The sequence below is a fragment of the Streptomyces sp. NPDC001668 genome, from assembly GCF_042893155.1.
Classification (GTDB): Bacteria; Actinomycetota; Actinomycetes; order Streptomycetales; family Streptomycetaceae; genus Streptomyces.
The window spans coordinates 1-19,839 of the sequence record NZ_JBIAUQ010000015.1 but is presented as its reverse complement, the minus strand read 5'-3'; the positions used below and the strand labels follow the sequence as shown (position 1 = coordinate 19,839).

The following is a 19,839-nucleotide window of genomic DNA, read 5'->3' as shown; positions in this document are numbered from 1 at the left end:
CCCTTCTCGTACGCAACCGAACGGCCCGTCGCACCTGGGTTATCCACAGGCGGCGGGCCGCCGTCCTGCCCAGCCGATAGTGTGGGCGCTCGTCCGAGACGCCTCGCCGCCCCCTCAGGGCACAGGCGTCCACCGCAGTCCACCGAACCGGGGCCCGTACCTCGATGTCCGTGCACAGCCACACGGCAGCCCAAGACCACGCTGCCACTCCTGAGTTCCCGCGTCATGTGGTGACCGCGGTGCTCGTCTCCCACGACGGCGCCCGCTGGCTGCCCGACGCGCTCGCCGGGCTGCTCGGCCAGGAGCGCCCCGTGCAGTTCGCCATGGCCGCCGACACCGGCAGCGCGGACGCCTCCGCCCAGCTGGTCACCGAGGCACTCGGTGACGACCGGGTCCTGCACCTCGCCCGGCGCACCGGCTTCGGCCAGGCCGTCGAGGAGGCCGCCCGCACGGCCCCCGTCCTGACCCCGGACGAGCTGCCGTACCTGAAGCGGCCCAGCGGCTGGGACCCGGTCACGCGCACCTGGCGCGACGACGCCTACGACCTGCCGGAGCTGCCGCACGGCGAGCCGGTCCAGTGGCTGTGGCTGCTGCACGACGACTGCGCCCCCGAGCCCGACGCCCTGGCCCAGCTGCTGCGCGTCGTGGAGAACGAACTGGAACTCGGCCGCGACGACGTCGCCGTCGTGGGCCCCAAGCTCCGCGGCTGGTACGACAGGCGGCAGCTCCTGGAGGTCGGCGTCTCCATCGCCAACTCCGGCCGCCGCTGGACCGGCCTCGACCGCCGGGAACAGGACCAGGGCCAGCACGACCACGTGCGGTCCGTGCTGTCGGTGTCCACCGCCGGCATGCTGATCCGCCGCGACCTCTTCGAGCAGCTCGGCGGCTTCGACCGGCACCTGCCCCTCATGCGGGACGACGTCGACCTGTGCTGGCGCGCCCAGGCCGCGGGCCACCGCGTCCTCATCGCCCCCGAAGCCGTCGTACGCCATGCCGAGGCCGCCTCCCGCGAGCGCCGTACCGTCGACTGCGCGGGCCGCACCACCGCCTCCCCGCACAAGGTCGACAAGGCCGGCGCCGCCTACACCCTGCTCGTCAACGCACGTACCGCCGCGCTGCCCTGGGTGCTGGTGCGCCTGGTCGTCGGCACCCTGCTGCGGACCGTCGCCTACCTCGTCGGCAAGGTCCCCGGACAGGCCCTCGACGAGATCCGCGGTCTCCTCGGCACCCTGCTGCGGCCCGAGCGGATCATCGCCGGGCGCAGCAGGCGCGGCACGCCGGTCGTCGACAAGGCCGAGCTCAGACAGCTGTTCCCGCCGCCCGGCGCGACCGTGCGGGCCACCGTCGAACAGGTCGCGGGCAACCTCTTCGGCGGCTCCGAGACCGAGACCTCCACGGCCGGACGCCACGGCGGTGGCATCGAGTCGGGGCCCGGCGGCGACGACGCGGAGTTCCTGGAGATCGAGCAGTTCGCGCGCCTCAAGCGCATCGCCCGCAAACCGGGCCCGGTGCTCTTCCTGGTGCTGCTGCTGGTCGCCCTGGTCGCCTGCCGCAACCTCCTGGGTGGCGGTGCCCTCGCGGGCGGCGCCCTGCTGCCCGCCCCGGCCGACGCGAGCGAGCTGTGGTCCCGCTACGCGGACGCGTGGCACGCGGTGGGCGCCGGCGGCACCCCGTCCGCGCCCCCGTACCTGGCGATCATCGCCGTGCTGTCCTCGGTGCTGTTCGGCTCGACCGGTCTTGCGCTGACGCTCCTGCTGATCTGCTCGGTGCCGCTGGCCGGGGTCACGGCGTACTTCGCCTCCCGCCCGCTCGTCGAGTCCCGCCTCCTGCGTGCGTGGGCGGCCGTCGTCTACGCCTTCCTGCCCGCCGCCACCGGCGCCCTCGCCGGCGGCCGCGTCGGCACCGCCGTCCTCGCCGTCCTGCTGCCGCTCATCGCGCGCGCGGGCGTGGCGGCCGGCGGACTGACGAACAGCACGGGCACGCGGGGCAGCTGGCGCGCCACCTGGGCGTTCGCCCTCCTGCTCACGATCACCACCGCGTTCACACCGATCATCTGGCCCATCGCGCTGATCCTCGGCATCGGCCTGCTGGCGGTGCGCCGCACCGACATCACCGCCTACGGCCTGCGTTTCCTGGCCCAGTTCGGCACGCCCCTGCTGGTCCTCGCACCCTGGTCGCTGACGCTGCTCCCGTTCGGCTTCTTCGAGCAGGCGGGCCTGGAGTACGGCTCCTCGACCGCCTCCGCCCTCGACCTGCTCGGCGCGAGCCCCGGCGGGCCCGGCACCGTCGACGGGCTGATGCTCATCGGTGTGGTGCTGGCCGCGCTGGCCGCCCTGCTGCGCACCGAGCGGCAGTTCGGCGTCTGGACGGCCTGGGCGGTGGCCCTGGTCGGCCTCGTCTTCGCGGTCCTGTCCAACGAATCGGCCTGGGCGGGCCCCGCCACCCTCGTCTACGGCCTGGCCCTGCTGGCCGCCGCGCTGCTCGGCGCCGACGGGGCACGCGCGCGGGTGGCCGAGCAGAGCTTCGGCTGGCGCCAGCCGGTCGCCGCGCTGATCGCCTTCGCCTCCGCCGCGGGCCCGCTGCTCCTCGCCGCCGGCTGGATGCTCGGCGGCGCCGACGGACCGCTGGAGCGGCGTGACCCGACGCAGGTGCCCGCGTTCGTCGCCGAGGAGAGCGGCACCCGCGACCAGGCCCGCACCCTCGTCCTCGACAGCGACTCCGCCGCCCGCGTCGGCTACATGCTGGTGCGCGGCTCCGGCGCCCGCCTCGGTGACGCCGAACTCGCCGCGGCCGACGGGGAGAACGACAAGCTGGACAAGGTCGTCGCCAACCTCGTCGCGGGCTCCGGCGCCGACCAGGCGAACCAGCTCGGCGGCTTCGCCGTGCGCTACGTCCTCGTCCACAAGGGCGCCCCCCGCGAGGTCACGCGCGTACTGGACGCCACCCCCGGCCTGACCCGGCTCAGCCAGCAGGACGGCAGCGGACTGTGGCGGGTCGACCAGGAGGTCGCGCGCGCGACGATCGTCGCGAAGTCCGGCTCCGGCACCGCGACACCCGGCACCGCGACACCTGTCGCCGCGGGTCCCGTCGACATCCACACCACGATCCCGTCCGGCGCCGACGGCCGGATCCTGCGCCTCGCCGACAGCGCCGACGAGGGCTGGACGGCCACCCTGGACGGCAGGCCGCTGACCCGCACCACCGTCGACGGCTGGGCCCAGGGCTTCGAACTCCCCGTCTCCGGCGGCACCCTGGACGTCACCTTCGACGACCCCTTCACCCACACCCTCTGGCTGTGGATCCAGGGCTCCCTCGCCGTCGTCCTCGTGGTGATGGCCCTGCCAGGCCGCCGCCGCGACGTCGACGACGACCTCCCCGAGGAGCAGCTCGTGCCCGCCCAGGCCGTGCCGGGCGAGGGCCGCCGCGCCCGCCGTCTGCGCGCCCAGGCCGAGGCGGAGGCCGAGGAGACCGAGGGCCCCGATGACTTCCCCGCCCCGCCGCAGGAGGCCCCCGCCCCGGTCCCGCAGCAGCAGTCCTACGGCGACTGGGACGCCCCGAGCTACGCGAACGCCGAGTACGGCAGCTACGCCGGCGACCAGTACCAGGGCACCGCCCAGCAGTACCCGGCCGGCGGCTACGACCAGCAGCCGTACCAGGCGGACCCCTACCAGGGCGGCCAGTACGACCCGTACGCGTACGGCGGGCAGAACCAGCAGACGTCGTACGACCAGACGTACGGCGGCCAGTACGAGCAGCAGTACGACCAGGGTTACGACCCCGCCTACGACCCGGCGCAGCAGCACCCGGGCGCCCCCGGCAGTGAGCGCCCCGACGGGAGTCAGCAGTGAACCGCACCACCGTGTCCCTCATCGCGGGCACCGCCGCGCTCGCCGCCGTCACCGGGTTCGCCACGCTCAGCTCACCGCAGGCCGCCGGCACCGCCAGGACGGCCGCCGAGCTGCCCGTGGAGCGCACCAGCCTGCTGTGCCCCTCGCCGAGCACCTCCGACATAGCGGAGACCTCGTACACGTCGTTCACGCCGGTCACGAAGGACGCGGGCAGCGGCGGCAAGGCCGAACTCCAGGCGGCCGCCGAGGAGTCGGACGGCAAGAGCAAGAGCAAGGGCGAGAACAAGGGCAAGGGCAAGAAGGCCGCCAAACCGGCCCTCGAACCCGAGGAGCCCGGCAAGCCCGCCACCGGTGACACCTCCGGCGGCGACGCGCCGGCCCTCGTGGGCACCGCCGAGGGCAAGTTCGCGCCCGGCTGGACCGTCCAGGAGACCACCGAGGTCGCCGCGGGCTCCGGCCGCGGGCTGCAGGGCGTCAACTGCTCCGCCCCCGACACCGAGTTCTGGTTCCCGGGCGCCAGCACGGCCGCCGACCGCACCGACTACGTCCATCTGACCAACCCCGACGACTCCGCCGCCGTCGTCGACATCGAGCTCTACGGCAAGGACGGCGCCCTGGACTCCACGCTGGGGGAGGGCATCACCGTCGCGCCGCACTCCAGCGACCCGATCCTGCTGTCCACGCTCACCGAGGAGAAGCAGGAGAACCTCACCGTCCATGTCAACGTCCGCAGCGGGCGCGTGGGCGCGGCCGTACAGGCGCTGGACGACAAGCTCGGCGGCGACTGGCTGGCCGCGTCCACGGACCCGTCCGGCAGCCTGGTGCTGCCCGGCATCCCGAAGGACGCCACCGCCGTGCGCCTGGTCGCCTTCGCGCCCGGCGACTCCGACGCCGACCTGAAGGTGCAGCTCGCGTCCCCGTCCGGTCTGATCACCCCCGCCGGGAACGAGACGCTGCATGTGAAGGCGGGCATGACGGCCTCCGCCGATCTCGGCGACGTCACGCGCGGGGAGGCCGGTTCACTGGTGCTGACCCCCACCGACACCTCCGTGCCGGTGGTCGCCGCCCTGCGGGTCGTCCGTGGCAAGGGCGACGACCAGGAGACGGCCTTCATCCCGGCCACGCGTCCCCTCGGCACGCGCGCGACGGTCGCCGACAACAGCGCCAAGGGCACCACGCTCTCGTTGACCGCCCCCACGCGCGCGGCCACCGTCGAGGTCACCGCCTCGGCGGGCAGCGAGGGCGGCGAGGCCGTCTCGAAGACGTTCACCCTCAAGGCGGGCACCACGCAGAACGTGGAGATGCCGACCCCGGCCGGCCTCAAGGGCACGTACGCCCTCACGGTGGAGCACGTCTCGGGAGGCCCGGTCTACGGCGCCCGCACCCTGGCGGCGACGGAGGAGGGCGTCCCGGGCTTCACCGTCCAGACCCTCCCGTACGACCGGGGCATGGTGGCCGTGCCGGAGACGGACCAGGACCTGTCGGTGCTCCAGAAGTAGCCCGGGACGATCCGCGGGCGGTTCAGTCCTCGCCGTACCGCGGATCGACCGTCTCGGGAGTGAGCCCCAGCAGCTCGGCCACCTGCTCCACGACGACCTCGTGCACCAGCGCCGCCCGCTCGTCGCGCCCCTTGGTGCGGATCTCCACGGGGCGCCGGTAGACGACCACGCGCGCGGGACGTCCCTCGCGCGCCGGAATCGTCCCGCCGAGCGGCACCGCCTCGTCGTTCCAGGACTGCCCGTCCAGCCGGGGCACCTCCAGGACCAGGAAATCGATGTCGGCGAGCTGCGGCCAGCGCCGCTCCAGGCGGTCCACGGAGTCCTGCACCAGATCCGCGAAGGCATCGGCCCGGCTCGCGGCGAGCGGTACCTGCGGCGGGGCGATCGGGCCGCGCATGCCCCGTCCGTGGCGATCACGGCGGCGGGGCCCGGGGCCGGTGGCGCGGGGCGGTACGGGGTTGTCCATCACTGGTGAAGGGTAATCCTCGCCGCACTCCCGCGCCCGGCCCCCACGCAGTACCCCGGACGTGGTCCGCAACGGTGTACGGCCCCCTCGTACGGCGTGTCGGCAGTTGACCATTCCAGCCAAGGTTGGGCTCGATTCCGTATCTCTCCGAGACTGTCGATCTCAAGGCAAATGACATGGTTTGTACCAGGTCGTGATCGGGTTCAGGGGTGTTCGGCTCCTCGAAAACGGGTGTCGGCGCAGGTCATGGCCGTGTGGCCGGAGTGGTGTGTGGGGCGTTTCACAGCACGACACGGTGGAGTGACCTGGGGGAGAGTCGTCGCGGCCCGCTCAAGAGTGCGGTACCGTCCAACGTCGTGAGCCCTGTACGTCGCTGTTCGCGCACCGCTTGCGGCCGTCCCGCCGTCGCGACGCTGACGTACGTCTACGCCGACTCGACCGCGGTCCTCGGCCCGCTCGCCACCTACGCCGAACCCCACTGCTACGACCTGTGCGCCGAGCACTCCGAGCGCCTGACCGCCCCGCGCGGGTGGGAGGTCGTCCGGCTCCTCGACGCCTCGGCCCCGGCACGGCCCAGTGGAGACGACCTGGAAGCGCTTGCCAACGCCGTGCGCGAGGCGGCCCGCCCGCAGGAGCGCGCCGCCGAGGCCGGCGGCGGCGCCCGCCGGGCCGACCCGATGGAGGTCGCGCGCCGCGGCCATCTGCGGGTACTGCGGTCTCCCGACAACTGACCTCTCTTCTGTGGGCGTTGCGCACGACCATTCCGCAGCCGAAGTGAGAAATCGCTTTCCGCCTGCCTTGTCTGCGGATCTGCGGAAACCGACTTCTCCGTCGCCCGGTTCGCGGCCTCCACCTACGTCTCCGCGCAACGCGCGGACAGCGGCGCCGCCTTTGGCCGGGGCGGGCGCCCACCTGACGGATCGTCTCCACCGGCGGCACGCTGCGGTGACGTCCGTGCCGACGCTCGTCGGTGCCGCCGGCCGCGCGGAGGACCTGCCGCGCAAGGTGCTGCTGCCCTGACGCTCTGACCTCAGATAACGGCTGGGCGTCCACTGAGCTTCCGCACTACGCACTGTCAGTGCGTGCGGGTAGTTTGTGGTGACCGACAGGACTTTCAGAAGGGTTGGCCGTGGCTGATCTGTCACAGCTCGTGAAGGCGTACGACGTGCGCGGAGTCGTTCCCGACCAGTGGGACGAGACGCTGGCCGAGCTCTTCGGTGCCGCCTTCGTCCAGGTGACGGGCGCGAGCGCCATCGTGACGGGTCACGACATGCGGCCCACGTCCCCGGGCCTGTCGCGGGCCTTCGCGCGCGGAGCGGCCGCCCGAGGCGTGGACGTCACCGAGATCGGCCTGTGCTCGACCGACCAGCTGTACTACGCCTCCGGCGCGCTCGACCTGCCGGGCGCGATGTTCACGGCCTCCCACAACCCCGCCCAGTACAACGGCATCAAGATGTGCCGCGCGGGCGCGGCGCCCGTCGGCCAGGACACCGGCCTCGCCGAGATCCGCGAACTGGTCGAGCGGTGGAGCGAGACAGGCGGCCCGGAGCCGGCCGCCTCGACGGGCGCGATCACTCAGCGGGACACGCTGGAGGACTACGCGGCCCACCTGCTCTCCCTCGTCGACCTGACCTCCATCCGCCCCCTGAAGGTCGTCGTCGACGCGGGCAACGGCATGGGCGGCCACACCGTCCCGACCGTCTTCTCCGGACTGCCACTGGACACCGTCCCGATGTACTTCGAGCTGGACGGCACGTTCCCGAACCACGAGGCCAACCCCCTCGACCCGGCCAACATCGTCGACCTCCAGAAGCGGGTCCGCGAGGAAGGCGCCGACCTCGGCATCGCCTTCGACGGCGACGCCGACCGCTGCTTCGTCGTCGACGAGCACGGCGACCCGGTCTCCCCGTCCGCCGTCACCGCCCTCGTGGCCTCCCGAGAGCTCGCCCGACACGGCGGCAAGGGCACCGTCATCCACAACCTGATCACGTCCTGGTCGGTCCCTGAGGTCGTCGAGGAGAACGGCGGCACACCCGTACGCACACGCGTGGGCCACTCCTTCATCAAGGCCGAGATGGCGCGGACCGGCGCGATCTTCGGCGGCGAGCACTCCGCCCACTACTACTTCAAGGACTTCTGGAACGCCGACACGGGCATGCTGGCCGCCCTGCACGTCCTGGCGGCGCTGGGCGGCCAGGCAGGCCCGCTGTCGTCCCTGGTGGCCCAGTACGACCGCTACACCGGCTCCGGCGAGATCAACTCCACCGTCGCCGACCAGGCGGACCGCCTGGCGGCCATCAGGGCGGCCTACGAGGGCCAGGAGGGCGTACGCCTCGACGAGCTCGACGGCCTCACGGTCACCACCCCCGACTGGTGGTTCAACGTCCGCCCCTCCAACACCGAGCCCCTCCTGCGCCTGAACGCCGAGGCGAGGGACCAGGCGACGATGGCGAAGGTGCGCGACGAGGTACTGGCGGTCATCCGGGCCTGACCCCGTGTGGGGGGCGAGGTACCCCGACCTCGCCCCAACCCCGGCGCCCAACTCTCCCCGGCGGTACCCTGACCAGGCACATCCGCACAAGCAGCCGCACCGCTCCCGAAGGGAACCCCCATGCCGCTCGAAGCCGGCCTCCTGGAGATCCTCGCCTGCCCGGCCTGCCACGCGCCCCTCAAGGAGCAGGACACCGAGCTGATCTGCACCGGCCAGGACTGCGGGCTCGCGTACCCCGTCCGCGACGGCATCCCCGTCCTCCTCGTCGACGAGGCCCGCCGCCCCGCGTGAGCGCTCCGCCGTCCCGCGCGGGCGCCCCGCAGCGGCCGTAGGAGAGACGGCGCCCCAGCTGCCGTAAGCGACAACGACACAGCGACCCCCGGCGTCCCGGACCCGCGCGGCCGACGACCCGGCGAAGCGACCACCCGGCGTCCCGGAGACCCGGCCAAGCGACAATCCGGCGTCCCGGAGACCCGGCGATCGGAGGCTGCCGCCCCATGCTCGACGAATCGCTGCTCGACACCCCCGAGGCCCTCTCGGAGGCCGACCGCCGAGGCCTGCTCCGCGGTGCCGCGGAGGCCGGCGCCCGCGTCCGCACAGCGGCCAGGCACGCCGCCGAGGCCGGGGTGAACGACCTCAAGCCCGACGGCCGCCCGCGCGCGGTCCTCATCGCGGGCCCCGGCGCCGCCGCCACCCACGTGGCCGACCTCCTCGGCACCCTCGCCGGCGCGGGCAGCCCCGTCACCCGTCTCGCCCCCACCGGCGTCGCCCCCGCCGCGGGCGCCCTGCGCTGGGAACTCCCCGGCTGGGCAGGCTCGGTCGACCTGCTCCTGATCGCCACTCCCGACGGCACCGAACCGGGCCTGTCCCTGCTCGCCGACCAGGCCTACCGCCGCGGCTGCACGGTCGTCGCCGTCGCCCCCGGCCACACCCCGCTGTCCGAGGCGGTCGAGGGCGCCCACGGCCTGTTCGTGCCCATGGCGACAGCCCCCTACGAGCAGGACACACCCCTCACCGCGTCCGCGCCCGGCGTGCTGTGGGCCCTGCTCACCCCGCTCCTCGCCATCCTCGACCGCGCCGGGCTGCTCGCCGCCCCGCCCGACACCCTCGAGAAGATCGCCGGCCGTCTCGACCACATCGCCGAGCGCTGCGGCCCCGCCATCGCGACCTACAGCAACCCGGCCAAGACCCTCGCCGCCGAACTCGCCGACGCGCTCCCGGTGATCTGGACCGAGGGCACCTCCGCGGGCCCCGCGGGCCGCCGTTTCGCCGCCGCCCTCGCCGAGCTCTCCGGCCGGCCCGCCCTGGTCTCCGAACTGCCCGAGGCCCTCGCCGCGCACAGCACGCTCCTTTCCGGACCGCTGGCCGCCGGCGCCGACCCCGACGACTTCTTCCGCGACCGCGTGGAGGAGGCGCCCGCGCTGCACGCGCGCGTGGTGCTCCTTCGCGACCGTCCGATCGGCGGCCTCAGCGCCGCCCCTGCCGCCCGTGACCTGGCCCTGAGCCACGACACGCCGATCAGCGAACTGGAACCGGAGGCCGGCGGGGAGATCGAGACCCTCGCGGAACTGATCGCCGTCACGGATTTCGCCGCCGTTTACCTGGCGCTCGCCTCAGGGGCCTGACGTTGCCCAGGACGCCTTGATCGCCGTACGTACAGAAAGAGCCCGATGGACCGCCTCGACAACACCATCCGCCCCTACGCCTGGGGTTCCACCGCCGCCATCCCCGCACTCCTCGGTGTCGAGCCGACCGGTGAACCGCAGGCGGAGATGTGGATGGGCGCCCACCCCGGCGCCCCCTCACGCACCGCGCGGGGCACGCTCGTCGAGGTGATCGACGCGGACCCCGCGCGCGAACTGGGGGAAGGGGCCGTCGCCAAGTTCGGCCCCCGCCTGCCCTTCCTGCTCAAGATCCTCGCCGCGGGCGCCCCGCTCTCCCTCCAGGTCCACCCCGACCTGACCCAGGCGAAGCAGGGCTACGACGACGAGGAGCGCCGCGGCATCCCCGTGGACGCGGGCCACCGCAACTACAAGGACGCCAACCACAAGCCCGAACTGATCTGCGCGCTCACCGAGTTCGACGGCCTGTGCGGCTTCCGCGAACCCGCGCGCGCGGCCGAACTGCTCGACGCGCTCGGCGTCGACTCCCTCAAGCCGTACGTCGACCTCCTGCACGCCCACCCCGAGGAAGCGGCCCTGCGCGAGGTCCTGACGGCCGTCCTGACCGCCGACCGCGCGGAGATGGCCCACACCGTCACCGAGGCCGCGGCCGCCTGCGCCCGCCTCGGCGGCGGCCACGCCCCCTACGCCGACATCGCCCACCACTACCCGGGCGACCCGGGCGTCATCGCCGCGATGCTCCTCAACCACGTCCGGCTGCAGCCCGGCGAGGCCCTGTTCCTCGGCGCCGGCATCCCGCACGCCTACCTGAACGGCCTCGGCGTCGAGATCATGGCCAACTCCGACAACGTCCTGCGCTGCGGCCTGACCCCCAAGCACGTCGACGTGCCCGAACTCCTGCGCATCGTCCGCTTCGAGGCCGCCGACCCGGGCGTGCTGCGCCCCGAGGCGTCCCCCGACGGCGAGGAGGTCTACGAGACCCCCATCGACGAGTTCCGGCTGTCCCGGTATGTCCTGTCCGAAGGGGCCGCCCCCCACGACCTGACCCGCCCGGCCCCGCAGATCCTGCTCTGCACGGCAGGTTCCGTGCGAGCCGGGGAACACGAACTGAGCCCCGGCCAGTCGGTGTTCGTCCCGGCGGGCGAGCAGGCCGAGGTGTCCGGCACCGGCACGGTCTTCAGGGCGACCGTGGTCGTGTGACCGTGACGTGTGATCGTATGACCGGTCCTGTGGACGGCTGAGACGTCCGTGCCGGGGGAGGCTGCAAGAATGGCCCACCGGCAAAGGACGGGCAAAGGCCTGTACGGCGTAGAGGCACTTGAGGCGAAGGGACAACGCGACCAGATGAGCGCGTCAGGCGGAACCAGGGCGATCGTGGCGGCACTCGGCGCCAACCTCGCGATCGCGGCATCGAAGTTCGTGGCGTTCGCCTTCAGCGGCTCGTCCTCGATGCTCGCCGAGGGCGTGCACTCGCTCGCCGACTCCGGAAACCAGTTCCTGCTGCTGCTCGGCGGCAAGAAGGCCCAGCGCGAGGCCACCCCGCAACACCCCTTCGGCTACGGCCGCGAGCGCTACATCTACGCCTTCCTGGTCTCCATCGTGCTCTTCTCGGTCGGCGGCATGTTCGCCATCTACGAGGGCTACGAGAAGATCAAGCACCCGCACGAGGTCGAGCACTGGTACTGGCCGGTCGGCGTCCTCGTCTTCGCGATCATCGCCGAGGGCTTCTCCTTCCGGACGGCCATCAAGGAGTCCAACCCGCTGCGCGGCAACCTCTCCTGGAAGGAGTTCGTGCGCCGCGCCAAGGCGCCCGAGCTCCCGGTCGTGCTCCTGGAGGACTTCGGCGCACTCGTCGGCCTGGTCCTCGCCCTCGGCGGCGTCGGCCTGGCCCTGCTCACCGGCGACGGCGTCTGGGACGGCATCGGCACCCTCTGCATCGGCATCCTGCTCATCCTGATCGCCCTCGTCCTGGCCGTGGAGACCAAGTCCCTGCTCCTCGGCGAGTCCGCCGGCATCGAGGCGGTCCGGAAGATCGAGAGCGCGATCGTCGACGGCGACACCGTCACCGGCATCATCCACATGCGCACGCTCCACCTCGGCCCCGAGGAACTCCTCGTCGCCGCGAAGATCGCCGTCCAGCACGACGACACGGCCTCCGAGGTCGCCTCCGCGATCAACGCCGCCGAGTCCCGTATCCGCGAGGCCGTCCCGATCGCCCGCGTCATCTACCTCGAACCGGACATCTACAGCGAGGCCGAGGCCGCCAAGGGCCCCGACCGGGAGGCGACCCCCGGAGGACCGGCACCGCATCCCGCCGAGCACTGATCGCCGGTCCACCAGGGCTGCAAGGGCCCGCGTCCCATGTGCCGGGGCGCGGGCCCTTCCCTCACCCGATCTCGCTCAGCACGTCCAGTACGGCCCTCTCGTCCGGCGCCGCGACGAGCCGGTCCCGGAACCCCGGATCCATCAGCTTCCGCGACAACAGCGCCAGGATCCGCAGGTGTTCGTCGCCCGCGGCCGCCTCCGGCACGGAGATCATGAACACCAGCCTGGCCTTCGTGCCGTCCAGCGAGCCCCACTCGACACCCTCGGCGGACCGGGCGAACCCGACGACGGGCGCGGTCACGGCATCCGTCTTGGCGTGCGGGATCGCGATCTCCTCCCCGAGCCCGGTGGTTCCCAGCGCCTCCCGCCGCAAGGCGGCGGCGACCAGCTCGTCCAGGTCCACCACCTTGCCGGTCCGGGCGAGCAGCTCCGCCATCTCCCGGATGGCGGCTTCCTTGTCCCTGGCATCGAGGGCGACCTTCACGGTCTGTTCGGTGAGGTGACCGGAGAGGACCTCGCGACCGGGTTCGACCGAAGGGGCGCTGTCGGCTTTGCTGCCGGTGCCTGCCCCGGTACTGATACCGGCCGCGCTGACGGCACCGGCCTCGACGGGAGCTGCGGACACGGCACCGGCCCCAGGCTCCGCGGCCGCAGGTGTCCCGCCCGCTGCCGCCTCCGCGGCGGCCGTACTCGACGAGGCCACGACCCGCTGCGCCACCACCGCACCGACGGCTCCACCGGCCGTCGCCCCGGCGCCCACCCCGACCAGCGCGGGCTCGAGAGGGCCGGCCGCGCCCGCCCCGCCCGCCGCGACCACACCCGGCCCGGCCACCGGCTCCGCACCCTTGCGCCTGCGCTCACCGATGTCGACCAGCGTGACCGTGGTCAGCGCGGTGACCGCCGTGCCGATCAGCACGGCCACGAAGAACATCGGCACCCCGCTCACCGCACCCAGCACCGCCACGATCGGCCCGCCGTGCGGCACCGCGTCCTCCACCCCGGCGACCCCGGCGACCGCACCGGCGACCGCGCCACCGAGCATGTTGGCCGGAATGACCTGCGCGGGCCGCGCCGCCGCGAACGGGATCGCGCCCTCGGAGATGCCGAAGCAGCCCATGAACAGCGAGGCCAGACCGGTCTCCCGTTCCTGCTCGGTGTACAGCCGCTTCCGTATCAGCGTGGCCAGACCCTGCCCCAACGGCATGACCGGGATCGCGGCCGCGCACATGCCCATGACCGTCTGGTTGCCGGTGGCGATGAGCCCCGTGCCGAACAGGAACGCCGTCTTGTTGACCGGCCCGCCCATGTCGAACGCGATCATGAGCCCCAGAATCGCGCCCAGCAGGATCGCGCTGGTACCGGTCATCCCGCCGAGCCAGTCGGTGAGGTGCTGGAACACCCAGGAGATGGGCTTCCCGATCACGTAGATGAAGAACAGCCCGAGCGCCGTGGTCGCCACGATCGGGATCACGATGATCGGCATGATCGGCTGCACGAACTTCGGGACCTTGACCTTCTTGATCCACAGCACCAGATACCCGGCGAGGAACCCGGTCACGATCGCCCCGATGAACCCGGCGCCCGCCTTCGAGTCGTACAGTGACCCCGTGTTCGCGATCCAGCCACCGATCATGCCGGGCACGAGGGCGGGGCGGTCGGCGATGGCGTAGGCGATGTATCCGGACAGGACCGGGATCATCAGCTGGAACCCGATGACACCGACCTGATTGACGTCGGACCAGAAGGTGCCCTCGGGAATCACATAGCCCTTCGACGTCGCGTCGCCCCCGAGCGCCAACGAGACCGCGATCAGCAGACCCCCGACGACCACGAACGGGATCATGTACGACACGCCGTTCATGAGCGCCTTGTAGACCGTGCTCCGCTGCTTGCCACCGTCGGCCGGGCCGGCCCCTGCCGGCTCATCGCCCGCCGCGTGCACCGGAGCCGACCGCACCTGCTCGATCAACCGCTCAGGATGGTGGATTCCCTCCGCCACCCCCACGGTCAGCACCCGCTTGCCCACGAACCGGCTCAGGTCCACGTCCTTGTCCGCGGCGACGATGATGCCGTCCGCGGTACTGACATCGTTATCATCCAGGACGTTTTCAGCCCCGATCGATCCCTGTGTCTCCACCTTCATGTCGATGCCACGGCTCGCGGCGGCCTGCGCGAGCTTCTCCGCGGCCATGTACGTGTGGGCGATGCCGGTCGGGCACGCGGTCACCGCCAGCAACTTCACCCGCTGCCGCTCGCTGCCGCCGCCCGTGGGGGGAGGTCCGGCCGGACTGGTCACGTCGATCTCCTAACGCCTTTGTCACACGGAAACGCCGTCCCAGGCGCCCCGCAAGATCGATCAGTTGTTCCGATCGCTTCGCATCCTCCCTCACCTGCCCAGGCCGCCCGAGGAGCAAAAGTCCTTGCATGACCTGGTCTGTTGCCGCCCGTTCCGCTGTTCGTGGCCCGGTCGTCATCCCTGTCACGGCACCCTGTCAGAACGGCTCGTGCCACCCGGCCCTCCTCCCCGACGGCCGCCCACGGTCGGCCTGATGTATGCGGAGCCGGACTGGGGTGCCCCGGCCGACCGGTGTAGCTTGGGACGGAGCCAGACGTCGCTGCTGATGGCGGTCGGGCGGTCCCACCGCGGACCGGCCGAGGGAGAGAGGGCCTCCGACGGACTGCGCCGCGCGCACCGGGCATGCCTGTGTCCTCTTCGGGCACCCCTGTGTCCGCCGCCGCGCAGACCGGCCGTACCCACCTCGCCCCAACCCCGAGGAGCAGCTCGCATGACGACTGTCGACAACCGACAGGACTTCAAGGTCGCCGACCTCTCCCTGGCCGAGTTCGGCCGCAAGGAGATCACCCTCGCCGAGCACGAGATGCCCGGCCTGATGGCGATCCGCAAGGAGTTCGCCGCCACCCAGCCGCTGGCCGGCGCGCGCATCATGGGCTCGCTGCACATGACCGTGCAGACCGCCGTCCTGATCGAGACGCTGGTCGCCCTGGGCGCCGAGGTCCGCTGGGTGTCCTGCAACATCTTCTCCACCCAGGACCACGCGGCCGCAGCCGTCGCCGTCGGCCCGAACGGCACGCCCGAGAACCCCCAGGGCATCCCGGTCTTCGCCTGGAAGGGCGAGACCCTGGAGGAGTACTGGTGGTGCACGGAGCAGGCGCTGACCTGGCCGAACACCCCCTCCGGCGGCCCGAACATGATCCTGGACGACGGCGGCGACGCCACCCTCCTCGTCCACAAGGGCGTCGAGTACGAGAAGGCCGGCAAGGTCCCCTCGGTCGACACCGCCGAGAACGAGGAGCACCGGGTCATCCTGGAGCTCCTGAACCGCACCATCACCGACGGTTCCCAGAAGTGGACCCAGCTCGCCTCGGAGATCCGCGGCGTGACCGAGGAGACCACGACCGGTGTGCACCGTCTGTACGAGATGCACCGCGACGGCACCCTCCTGTTCCCGGCGATCAACGTCAACGACGCCGTCACCAAGTCGAAGTTCGACAACAAGTACGGCTGCCGCCACTCCCTGATCGACGGCATCAACCGCGCCACCGACGTCCTCATCGGCGGCAAGACCGCGGTCGTCTGCGGCTACGGCGACGTGGGCAAGGGCTGTGCGGAGTCCCTGCGCGGCCAGGGCGCCCGGGTCATCGTCACCGAGATCGACCCGATCTGCGCCCTGCAGGCGGCGATGGACGGCTACCAGGTCACGACGCTGGACGAGGTCGTCGACAAGGCCGACATCTTCGTCACCACGACCGGCAACAAGGACATCATCATGGCCTCGGACATGGCCAAGATGAAGCACCAGGCGATCGTCGGCAACATCGGTCACTTCGACAACGAGATCGACATGGCCGGCCTCGCCCAGATCCCCGGCATCGTCAAGGACGAGGTCAAGCCGCAGGTCCACACCTGGACCTTCCCCGACGGCAAGGTGATCATCGTCCTGTCCGAGGGCCGCCTGCTGAACCTGGGCAACGCCACCGGTCACCCGTCGTTCGTGATGTCCAACTCCTTCGCGGACCAGACCCTGGCCCAGATCGAGCTGTTCACCAAGCCCGACGAGTACCCGACCGACGTCTACGTGCTGCCCAAGCACCTCGACGAGAAGGTCGCCCGCCTCCACCTGGACGCGCTCGGCGTGAAGCTGACCCAGCTGCGCCCGGAGCAGGCGGCGTACATCGGTGTCGAGGTCGACGGCCCGTACAAGCCGGACCACTACCGCTACTGAGCCGCACGGCACAGCATCAGTACCTCCGAGGCAGGCCCCCGCACCCCCGTGCCGGGGGCCTGCCCCTTTGGCCTTGTGACCCTTCTCGGGCCTTGCTCCCTCTCCGTGTGACCATCAGGCCGGACAGCCCGTCAGAACCCAGGACTCCCATGCCCCGCGGCCGTTATTCGCTCCACGATCCGCACGATCACACCCCCCTCGCGGAAGAACACTTCCAGTGCGCCCCCGGCCCGTCCGGCTGGCGCTACGTCTCTCAACTGACCACCCCCGCGGGCGATCACAGCGGCTCGGTCGACCTCACCCTCGACGAACTCGGCCGCCCCATCCGCCTCGAACTCCACGCCGCGGGCTGGCAGGTGCGCGGTGCCGCACTCGACGGCGTCACCTGGGTCCGCACGGACCCGGCCGGCACCCACGCCACCGAAGGCAATGTCCCCGCCCACGCCTTCACCGGCACATCCCCCGCCTTCCTCGTCGCCACCACCCGTCTCCTGCGCCTCACCCCCTCGGCATCAGCAACCCGCGTACGCCTCGTGGCCTTCACGGACCCCGTCCTCGCCCCACGCACCGTGGACCAGTCCTGGACCTTGCTGAAAAGAGAAGCACACGCCACTGACAACGGCCCGCTGACCGTGGAGGAATACCAGGTCACAGCCCTGGACACGGGCGAGCAGCACAGCGTGCACCTCGCCGGGGACGTGGTCCTCGCGGCCCCCGGGATCGAGCTGGAGGACCTTGAGTCACCGCCGTCGGCATTCCCCGGAACACCGCACGACTGAACCGCGCCCGCGCCCGATTCCGGCCTGGGGCGTCCCGGACCCCCGCGGGATCACGCCGGCGGTACGAACCCGGACGCGGGCCTGCTCCCCGGGGGCGCGGCGGACGGGCGCCCGTCGGAGGAAGCCTCGGCCGCAACCGCAGGCCGCTCCACCACCGGGGTCGCATCACCGCCGTACGAAACAGGCGGCTGAGGAGAGGCCGGAGCAGCGGACCCCGCCCCGGGGTCCGGATACGGGTAACCACCCTGCGGCCCGACCGCAGGGCCGGGTCCCGCCGCAGGAAACGCCCCGGGCGCCGCTGTGGCGCCGCCGAAAGCCCGTCGGGACTCGCGGACCTGCCGTTCCTGCACCACCGCCGCCAGATAGGCGCCCGGCGGCACATCCCGCGGCGCCGGAGCCCCCGTACGCGCGGCGAGCTCGGACGCCAGCCGCTCCGCCATGGCCCAGCCGACCTGCGGATCGAGCTGATGCATCCGTGTCAGGTACTGACGGATGGCAAGCCACAGGTCATCGGGAACCGCCGACAGATCGAGCCCGGAGAACCGGCCGGCCAGCCAGGGCGGAGGCGGCGGCACGAATCCACTGCGCGCCACGGGAATCCGCTCCCGCACGACCAGCGTCCCCGCGAAGACATCACCGAGCCGACGCCCACGCGCCGACACGAGAGAGGCGATACAGGCGACGACCCCGAACGTCATCAGAATCTCGACCACGCCGATCGCACCCCGCACCAGCGCATGGCGGAACCGGATCGGGCCGCCGTCGTCCCGCACCACGCGAAGCCCCACGGCCAGTTTCCCCAGCGACCGCCCATGGCTGAGGGTCTCGACCGCGATCGGGCCGCCCACCAACACCAGCAGGAACGCGGCGATCGACAGCGCCATCTGTGCCGCGTCGTCCAGAGAAGCGGAAGCAGCCACCAACGCCACGGTCACGGCGATGTACACGACCACGGCCACGACCAGATCGATCAGCACGGCCAACGCCCTGCTGGGCAGCCTCGCAGGGCGCAACTCGAGCGCCACCGCCTCGCCCGTCACCAGCTCACTCACGCCTGCCGTCCTTCCCCTGCCCTGCCGTGTGAACAGCCAGTCTGCCAAGCTGAGGGCGCATCGCGCCGCAGTACGACAAGCTGACATCCACGACGGACCGCCGACGATCAGCCGAGGAGCAGGCACACCGATGGACCTCGACGTCTTCGTCACCGCCCACCGAGCCGAGTGGGACCGCCTCGACGCCCTGCTCCGGCGCCAGCGCCGCCTCAACGGCGCCGAGACGGACGAACTCGTCACCCTTTACCAGCGCACCGCCACCCACCTCTCCCTGATCCAGTCCAGCGCCCCCGACCCACAGCTCACCGGCCGGCTCAGCCAACTCGTGGCACGCGCGCGTAGTGCCGTCACAGGAACCCGTCGCGCCTCTTGGCGCGATGTCACACGTTTCCTCGCGTACGGCTTCCCCGCCGCCGTCTATCGTTCGCGCCGCTGGTGGGTGCCCACCGCACTGCTGTCCACCGCCGTCGCAGCCCTCCTGGGCTGGTGGATCGGCACCCATCCCGAGGTGCAGTCGTCCATCGCGGCCCCCAGCGAACTGCGCGAGCTGACCCGCCCCGGCGGCCAGTACGAGACGTACTACTCCAGCCACCCCGCGGCGTCCTTCGCAGCCCAGGTCTGGACGAACAACGCGCAGGCCGCCGCCATGTGCCTGGTCCTAGGGGTCTTCCTGGGCCTGCCCGTCCTCTGGATCCTGTTCCAGAACATGCTCAACCTCGGTATCGGCGTCGGCCTGATGTCCTCAGCAGGCCGCCTCGACACCTTCCTAGGCCTCGTCCTCCCGCACGGCCTCCTCGAACTCACCGCGGTCTTCGTCGCGGCCGGCACCGGTCTGCGTCTCGGCTGGACGCTGATCGACCCGGGCCCTCGCACCCGGCGCACCGCACTGGCGGAGGAGGGCCGAGCCGCTGTCGGCATGGCGATAGGCCTCGCCCTGGTCCTGTTCGTCTCCGGCGCCATAGAAGGCTTCGTCACCCCGTCCGGCCTGCCCACCTGGGCTCGCATAGCCATCGGTATCGCCGCCGAGCTGGCCTTCCTCGCCTACGTCTTCGTCCTGGGCGGACGGGCGGCGCGTGCGGGGGACACGGGCGACGTCGAGGCGGCCGAACGCAGCGCCACCGTCCCGACCGCCGCCTGATGTGCGTGGGACCGAGCTGAGCTGCTACTGTCTCCTTCGCCCCACAGGAGCCGTTGACACGGCCCTGGCGGGGAGGTAGATTCGAACAGTTGCCTGGAGCTGGGTGCATCCCGCTCGGTAGCAGTGAGTGTCTGTCTGCTTCTGGAAATCTTGATTTCAAAGAAGCCCCATCCCGATGAATCGGAAAAAGATGGCCGGTCAGTCCGGTCCGAAACTTCTGATAATGTTGGGAACGCCGGAAAGGGAAACGCGGAAGCGGGAACCTGGAAAGCACCGAGGGAATCGGAACCGGAAACGGTCTGATAGAGTCGGAAACGCAAGACCGAAGGGAAAAGCCCGGAGGAAAGCCCGAGAGGGTGAGTACAAAGGAAGCGT

Annotated in this window: 14 protein-coding genes; 11 read left to right on the top strand and 3 right to left on the bottom strand. The window is 71.8% G+C overall.

Annotation, left to right across the window (positions count from 1 at the left end; translation table 11 throughout):
* The first annotated feature begins 164 nt into the window (after nucleotides 1-164).
* Nucleotides 165-3,848: a glycosyltransferase gene (locus ACFYZ8_RS34645; RefSeq protein WP_388540771.1), complete on the top strand. Its 3,684-nt coding sequence runs from the start codon at nucleotides 165-167 to the stop codon at nucleotides 3,846-3,848.
* The gene (locus ACFYZ8_RS34640) at nucleotides 3,845-5,347 is read left to right on the top strand and encodes a DUF5719 family protein (RefSeq protein WP_388540769.1); all 1,503 of its coding nucleotides are present in this window, start codon (nucleotides 3,845-3,847) and stop codon (nucleotides 5,345-5,347) included. The genes ACFYZ8_RS34645 and ACFYZ8_RS34640 overlap by 4 nt, the downstream gene beginning before the upstream one ends.
* A 22-nt stretch (nucleotides 5,348-5,369) precedes the next feature.
* On the opposite strand, the gene ACFYZ8_RS34635 is transcribed toward ACFYZ8_RS34640, so the two are convergent.
* Nucleotides 5,370-5,813 (bottom strand): metallopeptidase family protein, encoded by a 444-nt coding sequence (locus tag ACFYZ8_RS34635; RefSeq protein ID WP_359039155.1) that lies wholly within the window; start codon nucleotides 5,811-5,813, stop codon nucleotides 5,370-5,372.
* A gap of 356 nt (nucleotides 5,814-6,169) precedes the next feature.
* Here ACFYZ8_RS34635 and ACFYZ8_RS34630 point away from each other — a divergent pair, with 356 nt between their 5' ends.
* The 6 genes from ACFYZ8_RS34630 (at nucleotide 6,170) to ACFYZ8_RS34605 (ending at nucleotide 12,251) form a co-directional block, all read left to right on the top strand.
* On the top strand, nucleotides 6,170-6,544 hold the full coding sequence (locus ACFYZ8_RS34630) for a DUF3499 domain-containing protein (RefSeq protein WP_359039130.1): 375 nt from the start codon (nucleotides 6,170-6,172) through the stop codon (nucleotides 6,542-6,544).
* A 392-nt stretch (nucleotides 6,545-6,936) separates the two neighbouring features.
* Nucleotides 6,937-8,304: a phosphomannomutase/phosphoglucomutase gene (locus ACFYZ8_RS34625; protein WP_388540767.1), complete on the top strand. Its 1,368-nt coding sequence runs from the start codon at nucleotides 6,937-6,939 to the stop codon at nucleotides 8,302-8,304.
* A gap of 120 nt (nucleotides 8,305-8,424) precedes the next feature.
* The gene (locus ACFYZ8_RS34620; protein ID WP_007382472.1) at nucleotides 8,425-8,595 is read left to right on the top strand and encodes a Trm112 family protein; all 171 of its coding nucleotides are present in this window, start codon (nucleotides 8,425-8,427) and stop codon (nucleotides 8,593-8,595) included.
* Nucleotides 8,596-8,801: 206 nt separating this feature from the next.
* On the top strand, nucleotides 8,802-9,929 hold the full coding sequence (locus ACFYZ8_RS34615) for an SIS domain-containing protein (protein ID WP_359039135.1): 1,128 nt from the start codon (nucleotides 8,802-8,804) through the stop codon (nucleotides 9,927-9,929).
* 45 nt (nucleotides 9,930-9,974) lie between these two features.
* Nucleotides 9,975-11,126, top strand: a complete 1,152-nt coding sequence (manA, locus tag ACFYZ8_RS34610) for a mannose-6-phosphate isomerase, class I (RefSeq protein WP_388540764.1) — start codon at nucleotides 9,975-9,977, stop codon at nucleotides 11,124-11,126.
* A 144-nt stretch (nucleotides 11,127-11,270) separates the two neighbouring features.
* Complete coding sequence (locus tag ACFYZ8_RS34605) at nucleotides 11,271-12,251, top strand: cation diffusion facilitator family transporter (protein ID WP_388540761.1); 981 nt, start codon at nucleotides 11,271-11,273, stop codon at nucleotides 12,249-12,251.
* A gap of 61 nt (nucleotides 12,252-12,312) precedes the next feature.
* On the opposite strand, the gene ACFYZ8_RS34600 is transcribed toward ACFYZ8_RS34605, so the two are convergent.
* Nucleotides 12,313-14,547 (bottom strand): fructose-specific PTS transporter subunit EIIC, encoded by a 2,235-nt coding sequence (locus tag ACFYZ8_RS34600; RefSeq protein WP_388540758.1) that lies wholly within the window; start codon nucleotides 14,545-14,547, stop codon nucleotides 12,313-12,315.
* Nucleotides 14,548-15,037: 490 nt separating this feature from the next.
* Here ACFYZ8_RS34600 and ahcY point away from each other — a divergent pair, with 490 nt between their 5' ends.
* Together ahcY and ACFYZ8_RS34590 are read left to right on the top strand one after the other, a co-directional pair.
* A complete protein-coding gene (gene ahcY, locus ACFYZ8_RS34595) occupies nucleotides 15,038-16,495 on the top strand; it encodes an adenosylhomocysteinase (protein WP_359039143.1) in 1,458 nt (485 codons plus the stop codon).
* 149 nt (nucleotides 16,496-16,644) lie between these two features.
* Nucleotides 16,645-17,274 (top strand): hypothetical protein, encoded by a 630-nt coding sequence (locus ACFYZ8_RS34590; protein ID WP_388540756.1) that lies wholly within the window; start codon nucleotides 16,645-16,647, stop codon nucleotides 17,272-17,274.
* Between the two features lie 50 nt (nucleotides 17,275-17,324).
* Here ACFYZ8_RS34590 and ACFYZ8_RS34585 read toward each other — a convergent pair whose 3' ends face one another.
* Nucleotides 17,325-18,326, bottom strand: coding sequence for an RDD family protein (locus ACFYZ8_RS34585; RefSeq protein WP_388540753.1), 1,002 nt, complete (start codon nucleotides 18,324-18,326; stop codon nucleotides 17,325-17,327).
* A 130-nt stretch (nucleotides 18,327-18,456) separates the two neighbouring features.
* On the opposite strand from ACFYZ8_RS34585, the gene ACFYZ8_RS34580 reads away from it, so the two are divergent.
* Entirely contained in the window at nucleotides 18,457-19,464 is a 1,008-nt protein-coding gene (locus ACFYZ8_RS34580) for a stage II sporulation protein M (RefSeq protein ID WP_388540750.1), read from the top strand.
* The last annotated feature ends 375 nt before the right edge of the window (nucleotides 19,465-19,839 follow it).